General features: G+C 70.1%; 20 protein-coding genes. 4 read left to right on the forward strand and 16 right to left on the reverse strand.

The window, feature by feature from the left end; genetic code table 11:
* Nucleotides 1–17: 17 nt before the first annotated feature.
* From ACFYR3_RS00960 to ACFYR3_RS00980, 5 genes are all read right to left on the reverse strand, one after another.
* Nucleotides 18–857, reverse strand: coding sequence for a carbohydrate ABC transporter permease (locus ACFYR3_RS00960; RefSeq protein ID WP_261703375.1), 840 nt, complete (start codon nt 855–857; stop codon nt 18–20).
* On the reverse strand, nt 854–2,212 hold the full coding sequence (locus ACFYR3_RS00965) for an ABC transporter permease subunit (RefSeq protein WP_355856284.1): 1,359 nt from the start codon (nt 2,210–2,212) through the stop codon (nt 854–856). Before ACFYR3_RS00965 ends, ACFYR3_RS00960 begins: the two co-directional genes overlap by 4 nt.
* Before the next feature lie 6 nt (nt 2,213–2,218).
* Complete coding sequence (locus ACFYR3_RS00970) at nt 2,219–3,544, reverse strand: ABC transporter substrate-binding protein (protein WP_355856287.1); 1,326 nt, start codon at nt 3,542–3,544, stop codon at nt 2,219–2,221.
* A gap of 106 nt (nt 3,545–3,650) precedes the next feature.
* On the reverse strand, nt 3,651–5,324 hold the full coding sequence (locus tag ACFYR3_RS00975; protein ID WP_355856290.1) for an alpha-amylase family glycosyl hydrolase: 1,674 nt from the start codon (nt 5,322–5,324) through the stop codon (nt 3,651–3,653).
* A 164-nt stretch (nt 5,325–5,488) separates the two neighbouring features.
* Entirely contained in the window at nt 5,489–6,763 is a 1,275-nt protein-coding gene (locus ACFYR3_RS00980) for an ABC transporter substrate-binding protein (RefSeq protein WP_355856293.1), read from the reverse strand.
* 221 nt (nt 6,764–6,984) lie between these two features.
* On the opposite strand from ACFYR3_RS00980, the gene ACFYR3_RS00985 reads away from it, so the two are divergent.
* The 4 genes from ACFYR3_RS00985 to ACFYR3_RS01000 are packed head-to-tail and all read left to right on the forward strand — an operon-like array spanning nt 6,985 to nt 10,795.
* Nucleotides 6,985–7,500 (forward strand): PadR family transcriptional regulator, encoded by a 516-nt coding sequence (locus tag ACFYR3_RS00985; RefSeq protein WP_355856296.1) that lies wholly within the window; start codon nt 6,985–6,987, stop codon nt 7,498–7,500.
* Entirely contained in the window at nt 7,497–8,309 is an 813-nt protein-coding gene (locus ACFYR3_RS00990; protein ID WP_355856299.1) for an ABC transporter ATP-binding protein, read from the forward strand. Before ACFYR3_RS00985 ends, ACFYR3_RS00990 begins: the two co-directional genes overlap by 4 nt.
* A gap of 5 nt (nt 8,310–8,314) precedes the next feature.
* On the forward strand, nt 8,315–8,497 hold the full coding sequence (locus ACFYR3_RS00995) for a hypothetical protein (RefSeq protein WP_389280904.1): 183 nt from the start codon (nt 8,315–8,317) through the stop codon (nt 8,495–8,497).
* A gap of 6 nt (nt 8,498–8,503) precedes the next feature.
* On the forward strand, nt 8,504–10,795 hold the full coding sequence (locus ACFYR3_RS01000; protein ID WP_389280906.1) for an ABC transporter permease: 2,292 nt from the start codon (nt 8,504–8,506) through the stop codon (nt 10,793–10,795).
* A 330-nt stretch (nt 10,796–11,125) separates the two neighbouring features.
* Here ACFYR3_RS01000 and pgi read toward each other — a convergent pair whose 3' ends face one another.
* The 11 genes from pgi to uvrC all read right to left on the reverse strand — a co-directional run bounded on the left by pgi (nt 11,126) and on the right by uvrC (nt 26,229).
* A complete protein-coding gene (pgi, locus tag ACFYR3_RS01005; RefSeq protein ID WP_389280908.1) occupies nt 11,126–12,778 on the reverse strand; it encodes a glucose-6-phosphate isomerase in 1,653 nt (550 codons plus the stop codon).
* A gap of 700 nt (nt 12,779–13,478) precedes the next feature.
* On the reverse strand, nt 13,479–13,814 hold the full coding sequence (locus tag ACFYR3_RS01010; RefSeq protein WP_003957010.1) for an RNA polymerase-binding protein RbpA: 336 nt from the start codon (nt 13,812–13,814) through the stop codon (nt 13,479–13,481).
* Between the two features lie 235 nt (nt 13,815–14,049).
* On the reverse strand, nt 14,050–14,286 hold the full coding sequence (gene secG / locus ACFYR3_RS01015) for a preprotein translocase subunit SecG (RefSeq protein ID WP_261703385.1): 237 nt from the start codon (nt 14,284–14,286) through the stop codon (nt 14,050–14,052).
* A 98-nt stretch (nt 14,287–14,384) separates the two neighbouring features.
* A complete protein-coding gene (tpiA, locus tag ACFYR3_RS01020; protein ID WP_355855489.1) occupies nt 14,385–15,161 on the reverse strand; it encodes a triose-phosphate isomerase in 777 nt (258 codons plus the stop codon).
* A gap of 5 nt (nt 15,162–15,166) precedes the next feature.
* Nucleotides 15,167–16,378 (reverse strand): phosphoglycerate kinase, encoded by a 1,212-nt coding sequence (locus ACFYR3_RS01025; RefSeq protein ID WP_355855486.1) that lies wholly within the window; start codon nt 16,376–16,378, stop codon nt 15,167–15,169.
* Between the two features lie 128 nt (nt 16,379–16,506).
* Entirely contained in the window at nt 16,507–17,517 is a 1,011-nt protein-coding gene (gene gap, locus ACFYR3_RS01030; RefSeq protein WP_355855483.1) for a type I glyceraldehyde-3-phosphate dehydrogenase, read from the reverse strand.
* A gap of 191 nt (nt 17,518–17,708) precedes the next feature.
* Nucleotides 17,709–20,666, reverse strand: a complete 2,958-nt coding sequence (locus ACFYR3_RS01035) for a M14 family zinc carboxypeptidase (protein ID WP_389280911.1) — start codon at nt 20,664–20,666, stop codon at nt 17,709–17,711.
* A gap of 190 nt (nt 20,667–20,856) precedes the next feature.
* Complete coding sequence (gene whiA, locus ACFYR3_RS01040) at nt 20,857–21,846, reverse strand: DNA-binding protein WhiA (protein ID WP_037624822.1); 990 nt, start codon at nt 21,844–21,846, stop codon at nt 20,857–20,859.
* On the reverse strand, nt 21,837–22,907 hold the full coding sequence (gene yvcK, locus ACFYR3_RS01045) for a uridine diphosphate-N-acetylglucosamine-binding protein YvcK (RefSeq protein ID WP_355855476.1): 1,071 nt from the start codon (nt 22,905–22,907) through the stop codon (nt 21,837–21,839). The genes whiA and yvcK overlap by 10 nt, the downstream gene beginning before the upstream one ends.
* A complete protein-coding gene (gene rapZ / locus ACFYR3_RS01050) occupies nt 22,904–23,923 on the reverse strand; it encodes an RNase adapter RapZ (RefSeq protein ID WP_355855473.1) in 1,020 nt (339 codons plus the stop codon). The genes yvcK and rapZ overlap by 4 nt, the downstream gene beginning before the upstream one ends.
* Nucleotides 23,920–26,229: an excinuclease ABC subunit UvrC gene (gene uvrC, locus ACFYR3_RS01055; protein WP_389280914.1), complete on the reverse strand. Its 2,310-nt coding sequence runs from the start codon at nt 26,227–26,229 to the stop codon at nt 23,920–23,922. The genes rapZ and uvrC overlap by 4 nt, the downstream gene beginning before the upstream one ends.
* Nucleotides 26,230–26,303 lie beyond the last annotated feature (74 nt).

Consider the following 26,303-nt stretch of genomic DNA (forward strand, 5'->3'; position numbering starts at 1 on the left):
ACGTGATTGCGCTCGGTTCACTTGACAGAACCCGCCATCACCCCCTGGACGAAGTGCCGCTGGAAGGCGAAGAAGACCGCCACCGGGACCACCAGGGACAGGAACGCCCCCGGGGCCAGCACGTCGATGTTGCTTCCGAACTGCCGGATCTGTGACTGGAGTTCGACCGTGAGCGGCTGTGCGGAGCTGTCGGCGAAGAGCAGGGCGACCAGCATGTCGTTCCAGACCCAGAGGAACTGGAAGATGGCGAGGCTGGCGATGGCCGGCCGTCCCACCGGGAGAACCAGCCGGGTGAAGATGCGCCACTCGCTCCCTCCGTCCATGCGCGCGGCCTCCAGCATCTCCTTCGGCATCTCCGCGAAGTAGTTGCGCAGCAGGAAGATCGCGAACGGCAGGCCGTACGAGACGTGGAACAGGACGACGCCGGGGATCGTGCCGAACAGCCCCAGCTGCCCGAAGAGTTTGGCCACCGGCAGCAGGCCGATCTGCACCGGCACCACCAACAGCGCGACCACCAGCAGGAAGACGGCGTCGCGCCCCGGGAAGTCCAGCCAGGCGAAGGCGTATCCGGCGAGCGCGGCGATGACGACGACGAGGACGGTCGCCGGAACGGAGATCAGGACGGTGTTCCAGAACGCCTGTGTCATCCCCGCGTTGCCCAGCAGGGCGGAGTAGTTGTCGAAGGACAGCTGCCCGGGGCTCTTCAGCGCGGTCCACCAGCCGCCCTGCGCGGTGTCCTTGGCCGACCGCAGCGAGGACAGGAAGAGACCCGCGAGCGGGGTGAGCCACACCAGGCCCACGACGACGAGAAACGCCTGCACCAGGCTGCTGCCGAGTCCTCGCCTGAGCGCGTTCATCGTTGACTCCCTCGGAAACGGCGGACGTTGAAGACCATGGCGGGGATCACCAGGAGCAGGAGCAGGACACCGAGCGCGCTGCCGAGGCCCTGGTTGTTGCCGCCGCCGAAGGACACCAGCCACATCTGGGTGGCGAGTACGGTGGCGTCCTCCTGCACCGGGCCCGGCGCGATGATGTAGACGAGGTCGAAGACCTTCATCACGTTGATGACGAGGGTCACGAAGACGACGGTCAACACCGGGGCGAGCAGCGGGACCGTGATCCGGCGGAAGATCTGCCACTCGTTCGCCCCGTCCATCCGTGCCGCCTCCAGCGCGTCACGCGGCAGCGCGGCCAGCCCCGCACCGATGAGCACCATGGCGAATCCGGTCCAGATCCACAGGTAGGCGCCGATGACGGCCGGCGTGACGAGCGCGGGTCCCAGCCAGGACACGCCCTCGTACGGCGGGGCGAAGTTCGACGCGGGCAGCCGCACGGTGTACGGGCCCGGGCCGAGGTCCTTGAAGCGGAAGGAGCCGTCGGCCGCGGTGGTGGTGCTCGCGACCGCGTGACCGTCCCGTACCGCCTCGACCGTCATCTCGGGGAGTCCGCTCTCCTTCGGGTCGGCCTTGCCCTGTACCCCTCCCCCGCCACGGGTGAAGTCCAGGTAGACGGCACCGCGCAGCTCGCCGGACGCTGCCGGGCGCCGGGCGGCGGCGTACGCGGGCCGCGCGCCCTGCGGCAGGTCCTCGGGGAGTACGCCGACCAGTCCGAGGGCGACGGTGTGGCCCGGCGACGTGGGAGCGGTCGTGCCGTACGAGCCGTCGGCTCCCTTGGTGAGGCCCTGGCCGTCGCGGGCGCGGGCGGTCGGGTACGTCGAGGTTCCCGTGAAGGCGTCGTGCACGGAGACCGCGGCGGCGTTCAGCACGCCCTTGTCGGGGTCCTCGTCGTAGGCGAGCCGGAAGATGATGCCCGCGGCGAGGAAGGAGACCGCCATCGGCATGAAGAGCAGCAGCTTGAACGCCGTCGCCCAGCGCACCTTCTCGACGAGGACGGCGAGGACGAGGCCGAGGCCCGTGAGCAGGGTCGGTGCGACGACCACCCAGATCGCCGTGTTGCGGACGGCCTTGATCGTGGCGGGGTCGCGGAACATCTCGGTGTAGTTGTCAGCGCCCACGAACCGTGTGCCGGAGGCGTCGAAGAAGCTGCGGCCCACGGAGAACAGCACGGGGTAGACGACGAGCGCGCCGAGCAGGAGCAGGGCGGGCAGGACGAAGACGAGCGCGACGACCCGGCCGCGGCGCCGGGCCCGCCGTCTGCGGTCGGCCGGGGCGACCGGCGGCGGGCTCGCCTCTTTCAGGAGCGTGGCGGTCATGCGCGATCAGCCCTTGTACGCCTTGGCCGCCGCGCTCTCCAGCTCGGCCGCGGTCCCCTTCGGGTCGGACGGGTCACGCAGGAAGTCCTGAAGGATCTTCCACTCACCGGCGCCCTTGGTGCCGCCGAACGCGGCCGGGGCCTGGTCGGACATGTCGAAGCGGACGGAATTCCCGGCCGCGACAAGGGACTTGGCGGTCTCACGGGTGACGTCGTCACCGTACGAGGAGAGGTCGAGCTTCTTGTTCGGGGACAGGAAGCCGCCCGCCTTGGCCCAGACCGCGGACGCCTCGGGGGTCGTCAGGTACTCCAGGAAGCGCATGGCGGCCTTCTGGTTCTTGCCGTCCTTGAGGACGACCGCCGCGTCGCCGCCGCTGACCACGGGGGCCTTGCCGCCGCCGACCGCCGGGAAGGGGAAGAAGTTCGCGTCCTCGCCGATCTTCCGGCCGAACTGGTCCTTGGCGACCCCGGCGACGAAGTCGCCCTCGTAGACCATGCCGGCCTGGGGCTTGGGCCCGAAGACCTTCTCGACGGAGCCCGGGAAGTCGGTGTTCAGGGCCCCCTTCTGGCCCCCGGCGATCAGCTGCTTGTCCTTGAAGAGCTTGCCGAGGGTGGTGAGGGCCTCGACCACGGTCGGGTCGGTCCACTTGATCCTGTGGGTGGCCAGGGCGTCGTACTTCTCGGGCCCGGCCTGGGAGAGGTAGATGTTCTCGAACCAGTCGGTGAGCGTCCAGCCGTCCTGTCCGGCGACGGAGAAGGCGGCGAGACCCGAGTCGGCGACCGTGCGCCCGGCCTTCAGCATCGCGTCGTAGGTCGTCGGCGGCTCGACGCCCGCCTGGTCGAGGGCCTCGGGGCTGTACCAGACGGTGGACTTGTGCGCGGCCTTGAAGTAGAGGCCGTACAGCGTGCCGTCGACGCTGCCGTAGTTCCTCCACACGCTCGCGTAGTTGGCGTCGACCGCCGCTCCGGCGGTCTTGGACAGCGGTTCGAGCCAGCCCTGCTTCGCGAACTGCTGGAGTACGCCGACCTGCGGGACCATCACCACGTCGGGGGCCTTGCCGCCCTCGATCTTGCTGCCGATGACGGTGGAGACGTTGTCGCCGGTGGAGACGAACTGCGTCTTGGCGCCGGTCTTCCCGGTGAAGGCGTCCAGCACCTTCTGGAAGTTCTTCTGCTCGCTGCCGGACCAGACACCGGCCACGGTGATCGTCTGGCCGTCGAGCGACTTGTCGCCGCCGCCCGCGGAGACGGGGCCGCCTCCGCAGGCGGTCGCGCCGAGCGCCAGGGCGAGGGCGGTGCAGCTCGCGAGCAGGGGCGTACGTCGTCGCATCATCGTTGATGTCCCTTCGGGGAAATGGGAGTTGACGGATCGTCAAGGAGTGGTGAGCTGGGCGTGAGGCTCGGGGGAAAGGTCGTGGACTCGAACTCGGTCGGAGGGCTCAGGGGTTGGTTGAGTCGCTGATCCACCAGGCGGCCGTCGAGCCGGGCAGGACGCCGGGCGCGCAGGGGCCGCTGGAGAGCAGCGGGGTTCCGGAGACCGGCGCGGGCGTGGGTGCCGAGCCGAAGTTGACGGCGCACACCAGGCCGTCGCCCCGGACGAAGCCGAGGACGCCGGGCTGGGTGTCCAGCCAGCGCAGCTCGCCCTCCCCCAACTGGGGCAGCCCGGAGCGCAGTTGGAGTCCGTCGCGGTACAGGTGCCAGAAGGAGCGGGTGTCGGCGAGGGCGCGGTCGGTCGCGTACTCGGCGAAGTAGGCGGGCTGCGGCAGCCACGGCTTGGCGCTCTCCGCACCCGAGGTGAAGCCGAACGGCGACGCGTGCCCCGACCACGGCAGCGGCACCCGGCAGCCGTCGCGGATGCGTGCGCGGCTTCCGGTGCGGCGGTATATCGGATCGGTGAGCACGTCGTCGGGAAGGTCGACGACCTCGGGCAGGCCGAGCTCCTCGCCCTGGTAGATGTACGCGGCTCCGGGCAGCGCCAGCATCAGCAGCGCGGCGGCACGGGCGCGGGCGGCACCCAGACCGCTGCCCTCGGTGCCCAGTTCGCCGTAGCGGGTGACCGTGCGGACCTGGTCGTGGTTGTTGAGCACCCAGGTGACCGTCGAGCCGGTGCCGGCGATGTCCTGCATGGCCTCGGAGATGACCTTGCGGAAGGCGTCGGCGCTCCAGGGCGCGCTCAGCAGGTCGAAGAAGAAGGCCTGGTGCAGTTCGTCGTGGCGTACGTAGCGGGCGTGTTCGCGGGCGGTCGGCACGGAGACCTCGCCGACGAGCAGCCGTTCCCGGCCGTCCTCGGCGGTGTACTCCTCGCACACCGACCGCCAGTGGCGCCAGACCTCGTGCACCTCCGGCTGGTTCCAGGCGAGCGGGTTGACCGAGTCGCGGGTGCGGGCGTCGGCCTCGGGGTCGGGCGAGTCCGGCAGGCCGGGGTGTTTGTAGAGCCCGGCGGCCACGTCGATGCGGAAGCCGTCGACGCCCCGGTCGAGCCAGAAGCGCAGTACGTGGTCGAAGTGGCTGCCGACCTCGGGGGTGCGCCAGTTCAGGTCGGGCTGCTCCGGCGTGAACATGTGCAGGTACCACTGTCCGGGGGTGCCGTCCCGCTCGGTGACCCTGCTCCAGGCGGGGCCGCCGAACATGGCGTGCCAGTTGTTGGGCGGTTCGGCGCCGTCCGGTCCCCGGCCGTCGGCGAAGTGGAAACGGGCGCGGGCGGTGCTGCCGGGCGCCGAGTCCAACGCCTCACGGAACCACGGGTGCTCGCTGGAGCAGTGGTTGGGGACGATGTCCAGGAGCACTCGGACGCCGAGGCGCCGGGCGTCCGTCATCAGCAGGTCGAACTCGGCGAGGTCGCCGAAGAGCGGGTCCACATCGCAGTGGTCGGCGACGTCGTAGCCGTGGTCGTGCTGCGGCGAGGGGTAGAAGGGGCTCAGCCAGATGCCGTCGACCCCGAGCTTCTTGAGATACGGCAGTCCGGCCCGGACGCCGGCGAGATCACCGATGCCGTCCCCGGTGCTGTCCAGAAAGCTCCGGACGTACACCTGGTAGATCACTGCGTCGCGCCACCAGCGGTGCGTGTTGAGCGTCACCCGTTGACCTGTCTGTGCGTTCCTTCGGTTATACATACATGTTAGGTAGGCATGTCGAGGAGATGTCAACGAGTAGACAGGAGGTAGCGGGAAACTGGTCCTTTAAATGCGCATTTTTTGGGCCACTCCGTCCGAGATTAGACGGCGGTGTTACCTAACATGTAACTAGGAAGGGTCGCTGGATGCGACGAAGAAGGGGCTCAGCCCCGGCGCGAGATGTCGGCCAGTTCGCGCGCCAGCCGGCGCACGGCGGCCTCGGGCGTCTGATGCCCGGTCATCGCATCGTGCACCACGGCCTGCACGACGAGGCTCACCTGGTCGTAGCGGGGGCTCTTGGGGCGCGGCGCCGCGGCGAGCACACCGGCGCGCAGCGTCGGCAGATACGGGAACTCCCGGACCAGTTCCGGATCCTGGTAGAGGTCGGCCCGTACGGGCGGCAGCGCGCCCTTGGTCAGGACCTGGCGCTGCACCCGTTCACTCGTGAGATACGCGATCAGGCGGGCGGCGGAATCGGGGTGCCTGGCCTGCGCGTTGACCGCGAGGTTGGAGCCGCCGAGCACACTCGTCCCCGGCCCGTCGGGGCCGGGGAGCGGAACCGCGCCGATCTTCCCCGCGACGGCCGATCCCGGGGCGGAGGCGCTGACATAGGCGTAGGGCCAGTTGCGCAGGAAGAGAAGACGGCCGTCCTGGAAGGCCTGTTTGGACTCCTGCTCCTTGTACGTCAGCGCCTCTTTCGGTATCCAGCCGTCGCGGACGCCGTCGGCGAGGAAGCCGATGCCCTCACGGGCCGCCGCGGAGTCCACCGTGACGCGCTCGCCCTCGTCACCGAGGATCGTGCCGCCCGCCGAATAGACCGCCTCGGCGGCGTTCACAGTGAGGCCCTCGTAGGGCAGGAACTGGCCCGCGTAGCCGTCGAGTCCGTACTTCGGCGCGATGGTCCTCGCCTGTTTCTCCAGCTCGGCCCAGGTGCGTGGCGGCGCGACACCCTCCTTGGCCAGGATGTCCTTGCGGTAGAGGAGCAGTCCGGCGTTCGTGACGTACGGGACGGCGTACAGCTTCCCGTCGTACCTCGCCGTGTCGACCACCGGCGGCAGGAAGCCGTCGAGCGGGAAGCGGTCGCGGGGCAGCGGGGAGATCCAGCCCGCCGCGGCGAACTCCGAGGTCCACGCGACATCGATGTTGAGGACGTCGAAGCGCCTCCGGTCACCGCCGCGCAGGTCGGTGGTCATCTGCGCGTGGGTCTCGTCCGCGGAGTCCGGGAGTTCGACGAGGGTGACCTTCTCGCCGGGGTGCGCGCGGTTCCAGCCGTCGAGCAGCGGCCCGAGATAATTGGTGAGGTCACCGGCGGTGGCCAGAGTCAGCGGACCGCGTCCGCCCCCGCGCGCCCCGTCGGCGGGCGGGCCCGAGGCGACGTAACCGGACAGGACGACCGCGACGACCAGGAGGCCCCTACCGGCGGCGCGTATCCACCGCATAGGTTCCTCCCTGTACACCGGCACCGGGCACCTTCGCCCGGAGTCAGAGGCCATGTATACCTGTTAGGTATGGGCGATACTAGGGCCTGCGGCACATTGGCCTCCGGTTCATGGGTGTTCGGCACATGGGCCCGCAACACATGACGAGCATGCCGTGAGCGGCCGGGACGCCCCGACGGCGAACCGAGAAAAAGAGAGAGAAGAGGGGGAGGAGAGCACGAGTGCGGCTGCCCCTCCTGGCCCTGCTGGCGCGCGGCCCGGGCCATGGCTACGAGCTCAAGCAGGGCCTTGAGCAACTGCTGGGCTCCGCGTACCCTCAGCCGAACGTCGGCCAGATCTATGTGACGCTCGGCCGCCTCGAGAAGTCGGGACTGATCGAGGGCGAGGAAGTCGAGCAGTCGAGCCGGCCCAACAAGAAGATCTACCACCTCACCGACGCCGGGCGTGAGGCGCTGCGCGCCTGGTACGAGGAGACGGCGGACGAACCGCGGGTACGGGACGAGTTCTTCATGAAGCTCGCGCTCGCGCCGCAGACCGGTCTCGCCGACCAGATCACCCTGATCAACAAGCAGCGGCGCCGGTATCTGAACACCATGCGCGAACTGTCGAAGCTCGCCACGACCGAGAACCGGGACAACCGCATCTCCCAGCTGCTCATCGAGGGCGCCATGCTGCATCTGCAGGCCGACCTCGACTGGCTGGAACGCTGCCAGGAGGAGTTGGAGGAGCAGGAATGAGCCGCACCCCTCCCGCGCCGCGCGCCGAGAACCCGTCGGCGCAGCCCGAGAGCCCTGCGCCGCGTGCCGGGGAGACCGCTGTGCTGCGCGCGGAGAGCCTGGTCAAGACCCACTACGGCGAAGGGGCTCCCGTACATGCCGTGCGCGGCGTCGACCTCTCCGTACGGCGCGGCGAGTTCGTGGCCGTCACGGGCCCTTCCGGCGCGGGGAAGTCGACCCTGCTGCATCTGCTCGGCGGGCTCCAGAGGCCGGATTCCGGCAGCATCTGGCTGGACGGCGTCTGCACGGACGGATACGGCGAGGCCCGCTGGGCGACCGAGCGCCGGCGCCGCATCGGCATCGTGTTCCAGTTCTTCAACCTGGTGTCGAATCTGTCGGTAGCCGACAACGTCGAGCTGCCCGCCCTGCTCGCCGGGGTCTCCCCCAAGCAGGCGCGCGCCGAGCGCGAGCAGCTGCTCGCCGAGCTGGGACTTCAGGGCAAGGAGCGCAGCATGCCGGGCGAGCTGTCCGGCGGTGAGCAGCAGCGCGTCGCGCTGGCCAGGGCGCTGGTCAACCATCCGCCCCTGCTGCTCGCCGACGAGCCCGCGGGCAGCCTGGACAGCAAGGGCACCCGGGAGGTGACCCGGCTGTTGTCCCGTTTCCATCAGCGCGGCCAGACGATCGTGCTGGTCACCCACGACGCGCGGCTCGCGAGCGCCGCGGACCGGGTGATCAGCTTCTTCGACGGCCGTATCGCCGACGACGCGGAACTCGACGGCGCGCCGTCGCGGGGCCTGGGGATATCCGGCGTGCTGGAACTGAAGGACTGAGCGGCATGCGCAACCTCTTGTTCGCCTCCCTCGCACCGGCGCCCCAGCTTGCCCGCGCCACCACCCTGACACCCCCGGCCCCCGTCGCCTCCCCCGCGCCCTCGACCTCCGTGCGCCTTGTCATTTCCCTCGCGCCCCGGGCCTCCGTCGCCCCCTTCGCCCCCTTCGCCCGCGAACCGAGAGGCTGAGCGGGAATGCGTGCCACGTTGCGCTGGGCGCACGCCGATCTGCGCACCCACCGGGGTGAGGCGCTGTTCATCGTGCTCGCCACCGCCGGGATCGTCGCCTCGTTGCTGCTGGCCACCGCGCTCTTCGGCTACGCCACCAACCCGTGGCAGCGGGTGTTCACCCAGTCGCACGGCGCGCACGTGTGGATCCACACGGGACCGTCCTCGGACGCGCGCAGAGTCGCCGAGGTGGACGGAGTGGACTCCGTCGCGGGGCCCTACCCCACCGCCTCGACCGCCGTCGAGTCACGGGGAACCCGCGCCGTGGTCGAACTGCGCGGCGCCACCGAGCAGCCCGCCACGGGGCGCCCGCTGCTAGCCTCCGGACGCTGGCTCGACCCCACCGAGGCGGACGGCGTGGTGCTGGAGAGCAGCCTCGCCCGGGCGCTGTGGGCCGAACCGGGCGACACCCTCACTGTTCCCGGCACCGCCCGGAAGCTGACCGTGCTGGGCGTGGCCGACAGCGCCGAGCCCCGGTACAGCCCGGGCGAGCGGCCGGGCCTGGTGTGGGCCCTCCCGTCGGCGGTGCGGGGCACCGCCGGGCGCGCCGGACAGGTGATCGGGCTGCGGCTGACCGATCCCGGCGACACCGACTACGCGGTCCAGCGGGCCGTCACCCTCCTCGGCGCCGGCGCGGTCACCGAGGTCTCCCCCTGGCAGCAGGCGCGTGCCGAGGCGCAGGGCGACAACCGTCTGCTCGGGCAGGTTCTCGGCCTGTTCGGCCTGGGCGCGCTCGTCGCCGCCGGGCTCGCCGTGCACGGTGCGATCGGCACCCGTATCCGTGGCCATCTGCGGGACATCTCGGTGCTGAAGGCGATCGGCTTCACGCCGGGCCAGGTGGTACGGATCTTCCTGTTGCAGCACGTGGCGTTCGCGCTGCTGGGCGCCGTGCTCGCGGGTGCGCTCACGCAGGCGCTGGGCAGCCGGGTCCCGGGGCGTCTGGGGGACGCGGTCGGTGTGTGGCAGGGACTGCCGGGACACACCGCGGCGCTCTTCTCGGTGCCCGCGGCCGCGGTGCTGTTCATCGCCGCGACGACCGTGCTCGCCGCGTGGCGGGCCGGACGGGTGTCACCCGTGCCGGGGCTGCGCGCCGCGGCACCGCTCGGTGGCGGGCTGCCGCGTCTGGCACGCGAGGCGCTGGGGCTGCGGCTGCCGCCCGCGTTGGTCCTGGGCTGGCACAAGGCGTTCACCCGTCGGCCGCGCTCGCTGGCCACGGTCGCCCGCCTCGCGCTGCCTCTGCTGCTGATCGTGGTGGCCATGAGCGCCTGGACGACCATCGACCGCTTCCACAGCAGGCCCGAGCAGCTCGGTCTCGCGGCCGCACTCACCGTCCGGCCGGACGGGAGTCTGAGCGATTCCGGCGTACGGGCCCTGCTCGGCCGGAACCCGCAGGTCACCGGGGTCCACCCGGGCATCCAGGTGCCCGCCCTGGTCCCCGGCCAGACCGGCACGATCGCGCTGCGCGGGCTCGGCACACGCCAGGACCCCTACCCTTTCTCGCTGGCCGAGGGCCGCCCCGCGCGCGGCCCCGACGAGGCGGTGGCCGGTCAAGGTCTGCTCGACCTGCTGGACGTGCGGGTCGGCGACTGGGTGCGCATGACCGTGGGCGCTCAGCCGCAGATCCTGCACATCGTGGGGCGGAGCATCGAACCGGAGAACGGCGGCCGGGTCATCTCCACCTCGCTCGACACCCTCCGTGAGAACGACCCGGGACTCCGGCCGACCCTCTATCAGCTCCAGCTGCGCCCCGGCGCGGACCCGTACCGGGTGGCCACCGAGCTGGCCACGGCAGCGCACGGACGCTTCGACGTGCACGCCGTGACCAACCCGGCCGACGGGCTCTCGCCGCTGCGCGGAGTCGTCGTGGGACTGATCGCCGTACTGGCCCTGATCGGGCTCATCGAGCTGCTCACCGCGATCGGCGGCACGGTCCGCGAGGGCGAGCGGGATCTGCTGGCGCTGAAGGCGATCGGACTGACGCCGCGGCAGATCACCGCGATCACCGTGACGGCCACGGGGTGCACGGCTTTCGCGGCGGTCCTCGTCGGTACGGCTCTGGGGCTGCCACTCGCGCGCTGGCTGATCGATGCCCAGGGAAGGTCGAGCGGCATCGGCGCGGGCGTCGCGCGGGGACCGTCCGCTCTGCTTCTGCTGCTGTTCGGCGGCGCCGCCGTGCTGGGCGCCGCCGCGCTCGCTGCCCTGCCGGCCACCCGAGCGGCCCGCCGCCGGCTGGCGGACACCCTCAGCGCGGCGGCCTGATCCCGGGTCAGGTCGTCCCGTACGGTCCTTGCCCGTAGAGGTTCTGCCGCGTGCCCGGCCCGGGGCGTGTGCCCCTGGGGCGGCGATGACCCGCACGCGCTTGAGCCGCTCCACCGACGGATCGACCGACTCCGGAATCCATGCCGGGTGGAACACGGCCTTCGCCACCCGTTTGGGCCGCAGAAGGGTCCGGACCGTCAGTCTGTCGCTCGTCCATCTCCCACGCGCACCGGCCAACTTCCGCTCCCCCGAACGATCGCCATCGTGATCGCCGGGGACTGTACGGGAAGCGGGCGGACTCCCGCCGCCCGCTTCCCCGCATTCGGGGACCTAACGGCCGCGCAGCGTCCGGTACTTGGCGACCAGGGCCTTGGTCGACTCGTCCAGTCCCGGCACGTCCGCGCCGTCGGTCAGGGCGGGCTCGACGCGTTTGGCGAGCACCTTGCCGAGTTCGACGCCCCACTGGTCGAAGGAGTCGATGTTCCAGATCGCGCCCTGGACGAACACCTTGTGCTCGTAGAGGGCGATCAACTGGCCGAGGACCGAAGGGGTCAGCTCCCTCGCCAGGATCGTGGTCGTGGGGTGGTTGCCCTCGAACGTCTTGTGCGGCACCAACTCCTCGGGCACCCCCTCGGCACGTACCTCGGCGGGGGTCTTGCCGAAGGCCAGCGCCTGCGTCTGCGCGAAGAAGTTCGCCATCAACAGGTCGTGCTGGGCGACCAGGCCCGGCAGCAGGTCGGCCACGGGCTCGGCGAAGCCGATGAAGTCGGCGGGGATCAGCTTCGTGCCCTGGTGGATCAACTGGTAGTACGCGTGCTGACCGTTGGTGCCGGGCGTGCCCCACACCACCGGGCCGGTCTGCCACTCGACCGGACGGCCGTCGCGGTCCACGGACTTGCCGTTGGACTCCATGTCGAGCTGCTGGAGATAGGCAGTGAACTTGGACAGGTAGTGCGAGTACGGCAGCACGGCGTGCGACTGCGCGTCGTGGAAGTTGCCGTACCAGACACCCAACAGGCCAAGCAGCAGAGGCGCGTTGGACTCCGCGGGAGCGGTGCGGAAGTGCTCGTCGACGAGGTGGAAGCCATTGAGCATCTCGCGGAAGCGGTCCGGGCCGATCGCGATCATCAGCGAGAGGCCGATCGCCGAGTCGTAGGAGTACCGTCCGCCGACCCAGTCCCAGAACTCGAACATGTTGGCCGTGTCGATCCCGAAGTCGGAGACCTTCTCGGCGTTCGTCGACAGCGCCACGAAGTGCCGCGCCACCGCCTCCTGCCCGGCCTTCAGACCGGTCAGCAGCCAGTCGCGCGCCGAGGTGGCGTTCGTGATCGTCTCGATCGTGGTGAACGTCTTGGAGGCGATGACGAACAACGTCTCCGCCGGGTCCAGGTCCCGCACGGCCTCGTGCAGGTCGGCGCCGTCCACGTTCGACACGAAGCGCACGGTCAGCGAGCGGTCGGTGAACGAGCGCAGCACCTCGTACGCCATCGCCGGACCGAGGTCCGAGCCGCCGATACCGATGTTGACGACGTTCTTGATGCGCTTGCCGGTGTGCCCGGTCCACTCGCCCGAGCGGACCCGCTCGGCGAAGCCCGCCATCCTGTCCAGGACCGCGTGCACCGCCGGCACCACGTTCTCCCCGTCGACCTCGACGACCGCGTCCCGCGGCGCCCGCAGCGCGGTGTGCAGCACCGCCCGGTCCTCGGTCACGTTGATCTTCTCGCCCCGGAACATCGCGTCCCGCAGCCCGAAGACGTCGGTCGCCGCGGCCAGCTCGCGCAGCAGTCGCAGCGTCTCGTCCGTGACCAGGTGCTTGGAGTAGTCGACGTGCAGATCGCCGACCTGGAGCGAGTAGCCGGAGCCGCGCGCGGGATCGGCCGCGAACAGGTCGCGCAGATGGGCGTCCGCGAGCTCCTCTCGGTGCTTGGCCAGAGCGGTCCACTCGGGTGTCTGGTTGAGCCGGGTTCGGCTTTCTGCGTTCATCTCGGACTTCCGCCTTCTTTCCTGCCTGTGCTGCTGCGTACCTTGCCCCGCTGCCGGTCCCAACCTAATTGATCAGGGCTGGACACGAGCTGTCGTAGTGCGTCCTCCGGCTCAACAACAGATACGTCCCCCTTGACCGCAGGTGTCAGCGCGATGACGGCGAGAGTGAGGAGTGCGGCGGCGAACGGCGCCGCTCCGTGGGGCCACCCGGCCACCGCGCCCGCGCGGCACGCGCGGCGCGGCAGGGCACCGTGCGGGGCATCCGGGCCCCTGCCCGTGCGGAGTCCCGCGCGGATGCGCCCCACCAGGAATTCCGGGCCGCGCTGCTGCATCGGCGTGACCGGCTCACCCCCCGCATACCGTCCGCCCCGCACGGCGCCGGTCCATGGGGCACGACACAAGAACCCGGCCGCGGTACGAGGGGCCGACCACGGTACGAAGATCCGCCAACGGGACGAGCAGCAGGGCGCGGCCGCAGGACCCGACCGCGGAGCGGGGACCGCCTCAGCGATGCCCGTGTCCGGGCGCGGCAGGAGAAGCAGCGGGCACGGCACAGGCATGTCGGCGGGGTGGGTGAGGCAGCTCCGGGCACGGGCATCCGGGCGCGGCGTACCCGGCGACCGGGCGGTGTCCTGGCCCCGAAGTCGCCGCGAAACGGCTCCGGCCGGACACCTGTGGGTGCCCGGCCGGCTCTCAACTCCTAGATCTCGCCCCGCAGTTTGGCGAGCGCCTCGGCGAGGATCGCCTCGCCGTCCGCGTCGCTGCGCCGCTCCCGCACATACGCGAGGTGCGTCTTGTACGGCTCGGTGCGCGGCGGGTCCGGCGGGTTGTCCCGGTCCTGTCCTGCGGGGAAGCCGCAGCGCGGACAGTCCCAGGTGTCGGGGACCTGCGCGTCGCTGGCGAAGCTGGGCTGTGTCTCGTGCCCATTGGAGCACCAGAAGGAGATGCGCAGCCGCGGCGCGGACTCGCCGCGCTCGGCCTCGCCCATCGGCCCCGCCCCGACCCGGCTTCCTCGGATCGCGTTGCCACTTGCCACGGTCGTAACTCCCTGCGTGATGGTGCCGCGAAGCGAGTCGGCGTGACGCTTCGCTGCGAGCGCCTCAGTCTACGTAAGGCCCAACGCGCGTCCAGTGATTGGAGTTACATCCCACCCCTAGACGCAAGCCCCATGATAGGCGGCGCCTGGAGGCGCGTACCGGACATGGGGCCTTACGTGCGGAATGTGCTTGCGTAATGTGCAGTTGTGCTTCCGTGCCGATGCCGATCGGTGATCAGTTGTTGATCTTCATCAGGACACCGAGCACGACGATGCATGCGAACCAGAGCAGACCGATCATCAGGGTGATGCGGTCGAGGTTGCGCTCGGCGACCGAGGAGCCGCCGACGGACGACTGCATGCCGCCACCGAACATGTCGGACAGGCCGCCGCCCTTTCCCTTGTGCATCAGCACCAGCAGCATCAGCAGCAGGCTGAAGACGATCAGGGCGATCGAGAACCCCAAAACCACGGCTGGACCAACTTCCTCGGAACTGGATGGACGACGGGGGTCCGGTGCAACGGCACCAGACCCCCGCAAGGGTACGACGAATCGCCGCTACCGCATACTTACTGGTCGCGGAACCGGACGATCTTGACGAACTCGTCGGCGTCGAGCGCCGCGCCACCGACCAGAGCGCCGTCGATGTCCGGCTTCGCCATGATCTCGGCGACGTTTCCCGACTTGACCGAGCCGCCGTACTGGATACGGACCTTGTCGGCCAGTTCCTGGGAGTACAGCTCGACGAGCTTGGCGCGGATCGCGGCGCAGACCTCCTGCGCGTCGTCGGCGCCGCAGACCTTGCCGGTGCCGATGGCCCAGACGGGCTCGTACGCGATCACGACGGACTCGGCCTGCTCGGCCGGGAGGTCCTTCAGACCGCCCTCGACCTGCGCGAGCGTGTGCGCGACGTGGTTGCCCGCCTCGCGGACGTCCAGCTCCTCGCCCACGCACAGGATCGGGGTCAGACCGTGCCTGTAGGCGGCCTTGACCTTGGCGTTCACGATGTCGTCGGTCTCGTTGTGGTACTGGCGGCGCTCGGAGTGGCCGACGGCCACGTACGTGCACTTCAGCTTGGCCAGCATCGAGCCCGAGATCTCGCCGGTGTAGGCACCGGAGTCCTGCGCCGAGAGGTCCTGGGCACCGTACTTGATCTTGAGCTTGTCGCCGTCGACCAAGGTCTGCACGGAGCGCAGGTCGGTGAAGGGCGGCAGGACGGCGACCTCGCAGGCCTCGTAGTCCTTGTCGGCCAGGGCGAAGGCGAGTTTCTGGACGTGGGCGATGGCCTCGAGGTGGTTGAGGTTCATCTTCCAGTTGCCCGCCATCAGCGGCGTGCGCGTGCTCATCTAGGTCAGTCCTCCAGTGCGGCGAGGCCGGGGAGCGTCTTGCCCTCGAGGTATTCGAGGGAGGCGCCGCCACCGGTCGAGATGTGGCCGAATGCGTTCTCGTCGAAACCGAGGGTGCGCACCGCGGCGGCGGAGTCTCCGCCGCCGACGACGGTGAAGCCCTTGGACTCGACGAGGGCCTGGGCGACCGCCTTGGTGCCCTCGGCGTAGTCGGGGTGCTCGAAGACGCCCATGGGACCGTTCCAGAACACGGTCTCGGCGTCGGCGAGCTTGGCTGCGTAGAGGGCGCCGGTCTTCGGGCCGATGTCCAGGCCGAGCTGTCCCTCGGGCATCCGGTCGGCGTCGACGGCGGTGTGCTCGGTGGGCGCCTTGGCCTTCAGGTCCGGGAATCCGGGGGAGACCACGACGTCGACCGGGAGCACCAGCTCGACGCCCAGCTTCTCGGCGCGCTCCATGTACTCGGTGACGGCCGGGATCTGGTCCTCCTGCAGGAGGGAGGCGCCGACCTCGTAGCCCTTGGCCTTGAGGAAGGTGAAGGCCATGCCGCCGCCGATCAGGATGCGGTCGGCCTTGCCGAGGAGCTGGTCGATGACGGCGAGCTTGTCGGAGACCTTGGAGCCGCCGAGGGCTACGACGTAGGGCCGCCGGACGTCCTCGGTGAGCTTCTTCAGGACGCCGACCTCGGTGGCGATGAGGTAGCCGGCGTAGTGCGGCAGACGGGCCGGGAGGTCGTACACGGAGGCGTGCTTGCGGTGCACGGCGCCGAAGCCGTCACTCACGTAGACGTCGGCCAGGGCGGCCAGCTGCTCGGCGAACTCGCCGCGCTCGGTGTCGTCCTTGGACGTCTCGCCGGCGTTGAAGCGGAGGTTCTCGATGACCGCGACCTGGCCGGGCTGCAGGCCGTTCACCGCGTCGTGGGCGGCGGGGCCGACCGTGTCCTGCGCGAACGCGACCGGCGCGCCGAGCAGTTCACCGAGTCGCTCGGCGGGCTGGAGCAGCGAGAACGCCGGGTCCGGGGCGCCCTTGGGGCGGCCCAGGTGCGAGGCGACGATGACCTTGGCGCCCGCCTCGGCCAGGGCCTTGACGGTGGGAAGGACGGCGCGGATACGGCCGTCGTCCGTGATGAGGCCATTGGCCAGCGGCACGTTGAGGTCGGCGCGGACGAAGACCCGCTTGCCGGCCACGCCTTCGGCCAGAAGCTCGTCGATCGTCTTCATAAAGGGACTCCTAGGGAAGGCTCTTCAGATCCGAGAGGGCTGATCGATCACTACGTAGCGCAGGGCCCGGACAGCGCGGCGTCGCGCTGCCCGAGCCCTGGCTCACATCGAGGTGCCTGCTCTGGGAGTTAGAGCTGGCCGCCGACGAAGACCGTGAGGTCGACGAGGCGGTTGGAGTAGCCCCACTCGTTGTCGTACCAGCCGAGGATCTTCACCGTGTTGCCCTCCTGGACCATGGTCAGGGAGGAGTCGAAGGTGCAGGAGGCCGGGTCGCCGACGATGTCCGAGGAGACGATCTGGTCCTCGGTGTACGCCAGGTAGCCCTTGAGGTCGCCGTCCTCGGAGGCCTTCTTGAACGCGGCGTTGACCTCGTCCTTGGTGACCTCGCGCTGCAGCGTCACGACCAGGTCGGTGGCCGAACCGGTCGGGACCGGGACGCGCATGGCGATGCCGTCCAGCTTGCCCTTGAGCTGCGGGAGGACCAGGGCGGTCGCCTTGGCGGCACCGGTCGTGGTCGGGATGATGTTCTCGGCGGCGGCGCGGGCGCGGCGCAGGTCCGAGTGCGGGAAGTCCAGGATGCGCTGGTCGTTCGTGTACGCGTGAACCGTCGTCATCAGGCCCTTGACGATGCCGAAGTTCTCGTCGAGAACCTTGGCCATCGGCGCCACACAGTTGGTGGTGCAGGAGGCGTTGGAGATGATGTTGTGGTTCGCCGGGTCGTACTGGTCCTGGTTGACGCCCATCACGATGGTGATGTCCTCGTCCTTGGCCGGAGCCGAGATGAGGACCTTCTTGGCGCCGCCGGCGATGTGCTTCTCGGCGTCGGCCTTCTTCGTGAAGATGCCGGTCGACTCGATGACGATGTCGACACCGAGGTCGCCCCACGGGATGTCGGTGGGGTTGCGCTCGGACAGGACCTTGATCGTGTGCCCGTCGACGGTGATCGTGTCGGCGGTGTGCGACACCTCGGCCTTGAGGCGTCCCAGGATGGTGTCGTACTTGAGCAGGTGGGCGGTGGTCGCGGTGTCACCCAGGTCGTTGACAGCCACGATCTCGATGTCAGCACCCTGCTCCAGCAGCGCGCGGAAGTAGTTACGACCGATGCGGCCAAAGCCGTTGATGCCTACGCGGATCGTCACGAACCGATCTCCTCGTTAGGTACGCCGACTCAGATGTCGGCGAGTTGTATGGGATGTCCCCGACCGAGTCCGACCCTACCTCCCTGGAGCCCCCGGAGTGACATCGAGTAGGGCCATACACGGCAGGGCGATCCGTACCCGCCAGTAGGGGTACGGATCACCCGCGCTGTTCATGCGATTGTCACGCACAGTCAGCTGTTCAGTGCCGAGAGCGCCTTTCCGATCAGGGCCGCGCGGTCCGCCGCCGTACCGACGTGTTCCAGGCCGAAGCCCAGCAGCACGGAGTTGTCCGTGGTGACCGCTCCATATGTCTTGAAGAGTTCTCCGGTGCGCGCCCAGTCCCGCAGGACGGCCGGGCTGCCCGCGGGCGGGCCGGCGACGCTCCAGGGACCGAGGGAGGACTCGAAGCCCTCCGTCTCGGTGGCGGTGCCGCCGACCACGAGGGAGGCGTTGTCGACGAGGAGGCCGTGGCCGCCCGAGCTCGGGTCGGTGATGTAACTGAAGGAGACCTCGATCGACTTGCCGGCGTACGCGCTCAGGTCGAAGGCGACCTGCTGCCAGCCGCTGGAGGCGCCGGTGAAGCTGTTCCACGCACCGCTGGTGCCCGTGGCGGTGCAGCCGGCCGCGCTCACGGTCAGGTAGTGCTTGATCCAGGGGTGTTCCCGGGCGAGGAAGCCGGCCTCGCACTCGGTCGGGACCGTGGCCGAGGTGGCACCGCCCGCCTCGGGAAGCGTGGTCCAGTCGTCGGCCCCGGTCGTGTGGACCTCGACGATCGCGTGGTCGTAGCCGGGCTCGGTGTCCCAGAGCAGCTGGGAACGGAGCGTCGGCTTGTCGGAGGCAGCGACCCCGGTGAGGTCGATGGTGCGGGTGAGGCGCTTGTAGGCGTCGTCGGTGTGGACCGCGGCGGCCATGTACGAGCCCGCGTACGGCCCGTACGGGTTGACGGTTCCGCTGAACTGACCCGCTCCCGCACCGGAGGCGAACTGCGGGTACTGCGCGGCGGCGAGCGAGTCCGAGGTGACGCCGTAGGTGCCCGCCGCGTTCAGCGGGTTGCCGGGCGCGTCGCCGAGCGCTCCTGTGACGCCGCCGAGCTTCCCCGAGCCGGTGAAGCCGCTCGCGCCGGGAGTGGACGTACGGGAGTAGGCGCCCAGGTAGTACTGGCTGAAGTCGTTCGAGAGGGTGCCGCCGCCGAGGTCGACGCTGCCGCCGGCCAGCTCGCCCGCCTCGACCAGCTTGCCGCCCTCGTTGAGGAAGGCCCGCAGCTGGAGCTGGGTGGCGTTGCCGGGCCGCAGTGCGCCGGTGTAGTGGACGACGGTCCCGAAGTGGCCGAGGACGCCGAGCGCGTCCGGCGCGCCCTGGGTGGCGACGTCCCAGACGAGGGCCTTCCTGCCGTTGGCCTTCAGCGCGTCGACGTAGGTCTGCGCCTGTGTGGCGGTCGCGCCCTCCTCGGCCACCACGAGCACGTCGGCCCGCGGCCGCTGGGCCACGGTGTACGTGAAGTGCGTGCTGGAGGTGGGCTTTCCGCTCCTGGTCTCGCCCGTGAACCAGACCTCGACCATGTCGCCCGGGTCGCCGTCCTTGACCTTGGCGCGGTACTCGTCGAAGTAGAGGTTGTCCGTGCCGCCGTAGGTGTCGCCGCCCTGCCAGGGCCTGAGCGCCATGTCGAGCGTACGGCCGCCGTTGACGCGGTACTTGAGCTCCTTGTCGCGTACCGACTTGCGGACGACGACAGACACTTCCTGGTCGGCGCCCCGGGAGTACGACGTGGAGAAGGCGGCGGGGGTGAAGTCGGGCGCGTCGAGGCCGACCGAGGAGGAAGGCCGGTCGGGGTGGGCCGCGGTCTCGGCGACGGAGAGCGCGAACGGGACGTTCTTCTCGAACTCCTGCTCGATCAGCTTCTCGTCGTCCGGGAAGGTGAAGACGGAGGCGCAGTCCGCCGCGTTCCAGGCGTCGTTCGGGTCGAGGTCGGACGCCGTCTCGCAGGTCGACATCTCGGGGGTGAACATCGCCATGCCGTTGACGTTGCCCGCGTGGCCGTCCGCCTCGCCGTTGGTGGTGTACAGCTCCGAGGAGACCTGCGGGTGGTAGCCCGGGACCGCGGAGTTCTCGGGGGTTCCGGCGAGCGCCTTGTAGAGCACGTCGTCAGGAGTGGGCGTCGCCACCTGCCAGCCCACTCCGTAGAGGAGCAGTTCGGCGGCGGAGTGGTAGTTGATGCCGTACGTGAAGCCGATCCGCTTCTCGAAGGCGTCCAGCGCCCTGGTCTCGGGCTCGGAACTCGGGCTCGCGCCGCGGTAGGTCTCACTGGTGGGGTTGGGGGACGAACCCTCGTCGTCGTAGCCCCACTTGTAGGCGAAGTTGCGGTTGAGGTCGACGCCGTCTCCGGTGGAGATGACGCCGTCGCCGTTCACGTCCCGCAGGTTCTTGCGCCACTGGCGGGCGTCGGCGTCCTTGAACGTGTAGTCGTAGCCGTCGGGGTTGGCCGACAGGACGAACCACAGCTCGGTGGAGTCGACGATCTTCTTGATGCGTTTGTTCGTGGCGTAGTTGTCCAGGTAGTAGTGCATCAGCCGCCGCGTCATCTCGGGCGTGATCCACTCGCGCGCGTGCTGGTTGGACATGTACAGCACCGACGGCTTGGCGCCGTCCCTGGTCGTCTTCGCGCCCTTGGTCAGTTTGAGCGCGAGGATGTCCTGGCCGTTCAGGGTCTTGCCGATGGAGACGACCTTGGTCAGGCCGGGGTTGGCCTGACCCGTCCTGATGATCTCCTCCTGGAGGTTGCCCTTCCCGCTGTACGGGCGGAACACTCCCTGGGCGGCGCCCTCGACCCGGTTCTCGGCCTTGGCGGAGAGCGTGTGCTCGGCGAGATCGACGCCCTGCTTCTCCAGCTTCCTGGCCTGCTGGTCGGTGACGTAGACCTCGACCGTGCTCCTGCCGTTCTTCCAGGTCGTGTCGCCGAGCTCGTGACCGTCCTGGCCGGCCGCGAGCAGCAGGGGTACCTGCTCCTTCGTGACCTCGGCGCGGAACACCTTCACGGCGTTCGCGTCGGGCTTGGGTGAACTTCCGTTCTGCGCCTGGGCGATCGGCGCCACGGCCGCACCGCCCAGCAGGAGCGCGCCGGTAGCGAGGATCGCGCTCGCTCTTCGTCTCATGAGCCCCCCTTGCACTGGTCCGCCACAGCAGCGAACAGATGCCAGGCTCATGACACTTCAAGGTCAAGTCAAGGGCGCCTCGCGGGCGGACGACCACCGGCGCCGACCTCCCAAGCGGGCGTCGGCACCGGCATATTGAGCTTCTGTCAGATAATCCCGTACGTTTTTCACATCGCCCCGCGGGTCCGGTTCAGCCCGCGAGGTTGTCCGCCATCTCCTCGGACAGACTCGACTCCGTCCCGGGGATCCCGAGGTCCTGCGCCCGCTTGTCCGCCATGGCCAGCAGCCTGCGGATACGGCCGGCGACGGCGTCCTTGGTCAGCGGCGGGTCGGCGAGGGCGCCCAGCTCCTCCAGGGAGGCCTGCTTGTGCTCCATCCGCAGCCGTCCCGCGGCGGCCAGATGCTCCGGCACCTCGTCCGCGAGGATCTCCAGGGCGCGCTGGACGCGGGCCCCGGCGGCGACGGCGGCGCGCGCCGAGCGGCGCAGATTGGCGTCGTCGAAGTTGGCGAGCCGGTTCGCCGTGGCCCGGACCTCGCGGCGCATCCGCCGCTCCTCCCAGGCCAGCACCGACTCGTGCGCGCCGAGACGGGTCAGCAGCGCGCCGATCGCGTCGCCGTCGCGAACGACCACGCGGTCCACCCCCCGCACCTCGCGGGCCTTCGCCGCGATCGACAGCCGGCGGGCGGCGCCGACCAGCGCGAGCGCGGCCTCCGGCCCCGGGCAGGTCACCTCGAGGGACGAGGAGCGACCGGGCTCGGTGAGCGAGCCGTGGGCCAGGAAGGCCCCGCGCCAGGCCGCCTCGGCGTCGCAGGTGGCCCCCGAGACCACCTGCGGCGGCAGCCCTCGGATCGGGCGGCCCCGCCCGTCCACGAGCCCGGTCTGGCGCGCCAGCTGGTCACCGCCCGCGACGACGCGCACCACGTAGCGCGAGCCGCGGCGCAGCCCGCCGGGCGCCATCACGATCAGTTCGGAACTGTGGCCGAAGATCTCCAGAATGTCCCGCTTCAGGCGGCGCGCCGCCATGGCGGTGTCCAGCTCCGCCTCGATCACGATCCGGCCGCTCACCAGGTGAAGGCCGCCGGCGAACCGCAGAATGGCGGATACCTCCGCCTTTCTGCAGCAGGTCCGGGTGACGGGGAGCCGGGAAATCTCATCCTTCACCGCTGCCGTCATCGCCATGGGCCGATCCTTCCATGCATCCGAAAAATACGGTCGTACGCGGCGGCCAACAGCTCCGGGTCGTGCCGCGGAGATCCGTCGGTCCGGGCCACCGGCGCCAGCTCGACCGCGGCACCGAACCGCTGGGCGGCGTCGGCGAGAGAGTCGCGGTCGGGCACGGCGGCCTCGTCGGCCAGCACCACGTCCAGGGCGAGTTTAGGGGCGTGTCGTCCCAAAACCTCCAAATGACGCTGCGGGGAGAAGCCTTCGGTTTCTCCGGGCTGCGGGGCGAGGTTCAGGGAGAGTACCCGGCGCGCCCTCGTCTGGATGAGGGCGTCCAGAAGTTCGGGCACCAGAAGATGCGGGATCACCGACGAGAACCAGGAGCCGGGGCCGAGAACCACCCAGTCCGCGTCGAGGACCGCGGCCACGGCCTCGGGCACGGCAGGCGGATCGTGCGGTACGACGTGCACGGACTGGACCTCGCCGGGCGTGAGCGCCACATTCGCCTGGCCCCGGACCGTCCCGACCTCGTCGGGCCGGTCGGGGTCGTGCCCCTTGACCAGGGCCTGGAGCTCCAGGGGCACGGCGGACATGGGCAGCACCCGGCCGTGCGCGCCCAGCAGCTTGCCGACGAGGTCGAGAGCCTGGACATGGTCGCCGAGCTGCTCCCACAGGGCGACGATCAGCAGATTGCCGACAGCGTGTTCGTGCAGGTCCCCCTTGGACTGGAAGCGGTGCTGGATGACGCGGGCCCAGGTCTGGCCCCAGGCGTCGTCGCCGCACAGCGCTGCCAGCGCCTTGCGCAGGTCACCGGGTGGGAGGACGCCCAGCTCGTCGCGCAGGCGGCCGCTGGAGCCGCCGTCGTCGGCCACGGTGACGACGGCGGTGAGGTCGCCGGTGATCCGGCGCAGCGCGGCAAGCGAGGCGGACAGCCCCCGGCCGCCGCCGAGGGCGACGACCTTGGGCTGGGCACCGCGGCGGCGCGGCTTGGCGCCGCGCGCCACGACCGGCCGGCCGGCGCGGTCCCCGGGGATCTCCCGGCGCAGCCGGCTCAGCCGCAGGGCAGTACGTCCGGTCACTCGCGCCCCATGTCCCGGTGCACGAGCACGGTCTCCACGCCCTGGGAGGCGAGGCGGGCGGCGAGCTTCTCCGCGGTCGCCACCGAGCGGTGCTTGCCGCCGGTGCAGCCGACCGCGATGGTCACATAGCGCTTGCCCTCACGCCGGTATCCGGCGGCGATGAGCTGGAGCAGCTCGGCGTAGCGGTCGAGGAACTCCTTGGCGCCGGGCTGGTTGAAGACGTACGCCGAGACCTCTTCGTTCAGGCCGGTGAACGGGCGCAGCTCGGGGACCCAGTGCGGGTTCGGCAGGAAGCGCATGTCCACGACCAGGTCGGCGTCGACCGGCAGGCCGTACTTGAAGCCGAAGGACATGACGGTGGCCCGCAGCTCGGGCTCCTCGTCGCCCGCGAACTGGGCGTCCATCTTGGCGCGCAGCTCGTGCACGTTCAGGCTGGAGGTGTCGATGACCAGGTCGGCGTCGCCGCGCAGCTCGCGCAGCAGCTCGCGCTCGGCGTCGATCCCGTCCACGATGCGGCCGTCGCCCTGGAGGGGGTGCGGCCGGCGCACGGACTCGAAGCGGCGCACCAGGGCCTCGTCGGAGGACTCCAGGAAGACGATCCGCCGGGTGACGTTCTTGGACTCCAGGTCGGCGAGGGATTCGCGGAGGTTGTCGAAGAACCGCCGGCCGCGTACGTCGACGACGACCGCGATCCGTGCCACATTGCCCTGGGAGCGGGCGCCGAGTTCCACCATGGTGGGGATCAGGGCGGGCGGCAGGTTGTCGACGACGAACCAGCCGAGGTCCTCCAGACACTTGGCGGCCGTGGACCGGCCCGCTCCGGACATCCCGGAGATGATCACCAGCTCGGGAATGACGGCGTCCGGAACTCCCGTTCCGGCCGTCTCGCTGCCCGTACCCACCTGTTCCCCGTCTTCCCGTGGTGCTTCCTGCTCCGCGTGATCTTCGCTTGTTTCCGTGTGTTCTTCCTGGCCCTGCGCCGGGCGTTCCTCTTCACGCGCGTCGTTCTCGGTCATGTCTCCTGCCCCCGTCGCTCGTCCGAGGCGCCCGCGGTCACGGGCTCCTCCGCGGGGCCCGCCGTCGTTTCGGGCGCCGCGTCTTCGTCGTCTTCCATGATCTCTCCAGTCGCCGTGTTCACGGCGGGTGCGGCCGGAGCCGCCTCGGCGAGGGCCACGGCGATGGTCTCCGCCGTCTTCCGTCCTATGCCGGGAACCTCGCAGATCTGGTCGATCGTCGCGGACCGGAGCTTCTTCACGGAACCGAAGTGTTTGATCAGTGCCTGCTTGCGCGACTCGCCCAGGCCCGGCACGTCGTCCAGGGGGCCCGCTCTGAAGCGCTTGGCCCGCTTGACGCGCTGGTAGGTGATCGCGAAGCGGTGGGCCTCGTCCCGGACCCGCTGGAGCAGATACAGCCCCTCGCTGGTGCGCGGCAGGACCACCGGGTCGTCCTCGTCCGGCAGCCACACCTCCTCCAGGCGCTTCGCGAGTCCGCATACGGCGATGTCGTCGATGCCGAGCTCGTCGAGGGCCCGCTGCGCGGCGGCGACCTGCGGCCGGCCACCGTCGACGACGACGAGCTGCGGCGGGTAGGCGAAGCGCTTGGGCCGGCCGTCGTCATCGGAGAAGGCGCTCACGGAGAGGGGGGTCCCGGAGACGGCGGTCCCGGAGACGGAGGTCCCGGAAGCGGAGGTCCCGGAGACGGAGGTCCCGGAAGCGGAGGTCCCGGAGACGGAGGTCTCAGATAGCGGGGTCCCGGAGGGGGCGGTCTCGGAAGCGACGGTCCCGGAGACGGAGGTCTCGGAGAGCGGAGTCCCGGAAGCGACGGGCTCCGCTATCGCGGTCCCGGAGCCGAGGGTCCCGTCGGCGAGGGGCTCCGAAGCCCCTGAAGCGGCGTCCTCGCCGTCCGTCCACTCCCCCGTCTTCTCCTTCTCGACGAGGTAGCGCTTGAAGCGGCGGGTGATCACCTCGTGCATGGAGCGGACGTCGTCCTGGCCGGCGAAGCCCCTGATCTGGAAGCGCCGGTACTCGCCCTTGCGCTGGAGCCCGTCCTCGAAGACGACCATCGAGGCCACCACGTCGTCGCCCTGGAGGTGCGAGATGTCGTAGCACTCGATCCTCAGCGGCGCGCTGTCCAGGTCGAGCGCCTCGGCGATCTCCTCCAGGGCCCGCGAGCGCGTGGTCAGGTCGGAGGCGCGCCTGGTCTTGTGCAGGCCGAGCGCCTGGAGCGCGTTGCGCTGCACGGTCTCCATGAGCGCCTTCTTGTCGCCGCGCTGCGGGATGCGGAGCGACACGTTCGAGCCGCGGCGCGCGGTCAGCCACTCCTGAACGGGCTCCACCGGCTCGGGCAGCGCCGGGACCAGCACCTCCTTGGGGACGGAGTCGCCCGTCTCCTCCCCGTAGAGCTGCTGGAGCGCGTGCTCGACGAGGTCACCCGTAGTGACCGCCTCCACCTTGTCCGTGACCCAGCCCCGCTGGCCGCGCACGCGTCCGCCGCGCACATGGAAGATCTGCACCGCGGCTTCCAGCTCGTCCTCGGCGACGGCCATGAGGTCGGCGTCGGTCGCGTCGGCGAGGACGACCGCGCTCTTCTCCATGGCCTTCTTCAGGGCCTCGATGTCGTCGCGCAGCCGGGCCGCGCGCTCGTACTCCATCTCCTCGGCCGCGTCCATCATCTGCTGTTCCTGGCGGCGGATGTACGTCCCCGTACGACCCGCCATGAAGTCGCAGAACTCCTCGGCCAGGTCGCGGTGCTCCTCGGGCGAGACCCGGCCGACGCAGGGCGCGGAGCACTTGCCGATGTAGCCGAGGAGGCAGGGCCTGCCGGTGCGGGAGGCGTTCTTGAAGACGCCGGCGGAGCAGGTGCGGACAGGGAAGACGCGCAGCAGCAGGTCGACGGTGTCGCGGATGGCCCACGCGTGCCCGTAGGGACCGAAGTAGCGAACGCCCTTCTTCTTGTGGCCGCGCATCACCTGCACGCGCGGGAACTCCTCGTTCATCGTCACGGCGAGGTAGGGGTAGCTCTTGTCGTCGCGGTACTTGACGTTGAACCGGGGGTCGTACTCCTTGATCCAGGAGTACTCCAGCTGAAGGGCCTCGACCTCTGTGGACACGACCGTCCACTCCACCGACGCGGCCGTGGTGACCATGGTGCGCGTGCGCGGGTGGAGATTCGCCAGGTCCTGGAAGTAGCTCGCCAGGCGCTGGCGCAGGCTCTTCGCCTTTCCGACGTAGATCACCCGGCGGTGCTCGTCGCGGAATTTGTACACCCCGGGGGAGTCCGGGATCTGTCCCGGCTTGGGGCGGTAGCTGGAGGGGTCGGCCATGTCACACACCCTACTGGCGTGGGCCGACAGCGCGGTCGGCTACCGGCCTGCCTGTGGACGGAACACAGGGACCG

It is taken from the genome of Streptomyces sp. NPDC005784 (genome assembly GCF_042871525.1).
Classification (GTDB): Bacteria; Actinomycetota; Actinomycetes; order Streptomycetales; family Streptomycetaceae; genus Streptomyces.

Coding starts and splice junctions, on each gene's coding strand:
- ACFYR3_RS00960 (WP_261703375.1), bottom strand. CDS start 857: ATGAACGCGCTCAGGCGAGGACTCGGCAGCAGCCTGGTGCAGGCGTTT.
- ACFYR3_RS00965 (WP_355856284.1), bottom strand. CDS start 2,212: ATGACCGCCACGCTCCTGAAAGAGGCGAGCCCGCCGCCGGTCGCCCCG.
- ACFYR3_RS00970 (WP_355856287.1), bottom strand. CDS start 3,544: ATGATGCGACGACGTACGCCCCTGCTCGCGAGCTGCACCGCCCTCGCC.
- ACFYR3_RS00975 (WP_355856290.1), bottom strand. CDS start 5,324: ATGTATAACCGAAGGAACGCACAGACAGGTCAACGGGTGACGCTCAAC.
- ACFYR3_RS00980 (WP_355856293.1), bottom strand. CDS start 6,763: ATGCGGTGGATACGCGCCGCCGGTAGGGGCCTCCTGGTCGTCGCGGTC.
- ACFYR3_RS00990 (WP_355856299.1), top strand. CDS start 7,497: ATGAGCCGCACCCCTCCCGCGCCGCGCGCCGAGAACCCGTCGGCGCAG.
- ACFYR3_RS00995 (WP_389280904.1), top strand. CDS start 8,315: ATGCGCAACCTCTTGTTCGCCTCCCTCGCACCGGCGCCCCAGCTTGCC.
- ACFYR3_RS01000 (WP_389280906.1), top strand. CDS start 8,504: ATGCGTGCCACGTTGCGCTGGGCGCACGCCGATCTGCGCACCCACCGG.
- pgi (WP_389280908.1), bottom strand. CDS start 12,778: ATGAACGCAGAAAGCCGAACCCGGCTCAACCAGACACCCGAGTGGACC.
- tpiA (WP_355855489.1), bottom strand. CDS start 15,161: ATGAGCACGCGCACGCCGCTGATGGCGGGCAACTGGAAGATGAACCTC.
- ACFYR3_RS01025 (WP_355855486.1), bottom strand. CDS start 16,378: ATGAAGACGATCGACGAGCTTCTGGCCGAAGGCGTGGCCGGCAAGCGG.
- ACFYR3_RS01035 (WP_389280911.1), bottom strand. CDS start 20,666: ATGAGACGAAGAGCGAGCGCGATCCTCGCTACCGGCGCGCTCCTGCTG.
- whiA (WP_037624822.1), bottom strand. CDS start 21,846: ATGGCGATGACGGCAGCGGTGAAGGATGAGATTTCCCGGCTCCCCGTC.
- rapZ (WP_355855473.1), bottom strand. CDS start 23,923: ATGACCGAGAACGACGCGCGTGAAGAGGAACGCCCGGCGCAGGGCCAG.
- uvrC (WP_389280914.1), bottom strand. CDS start 26,229: ATGGCCGACCCCTCCAGCTACCGCCCCAAGCCGGGACAGATCCCGGAC.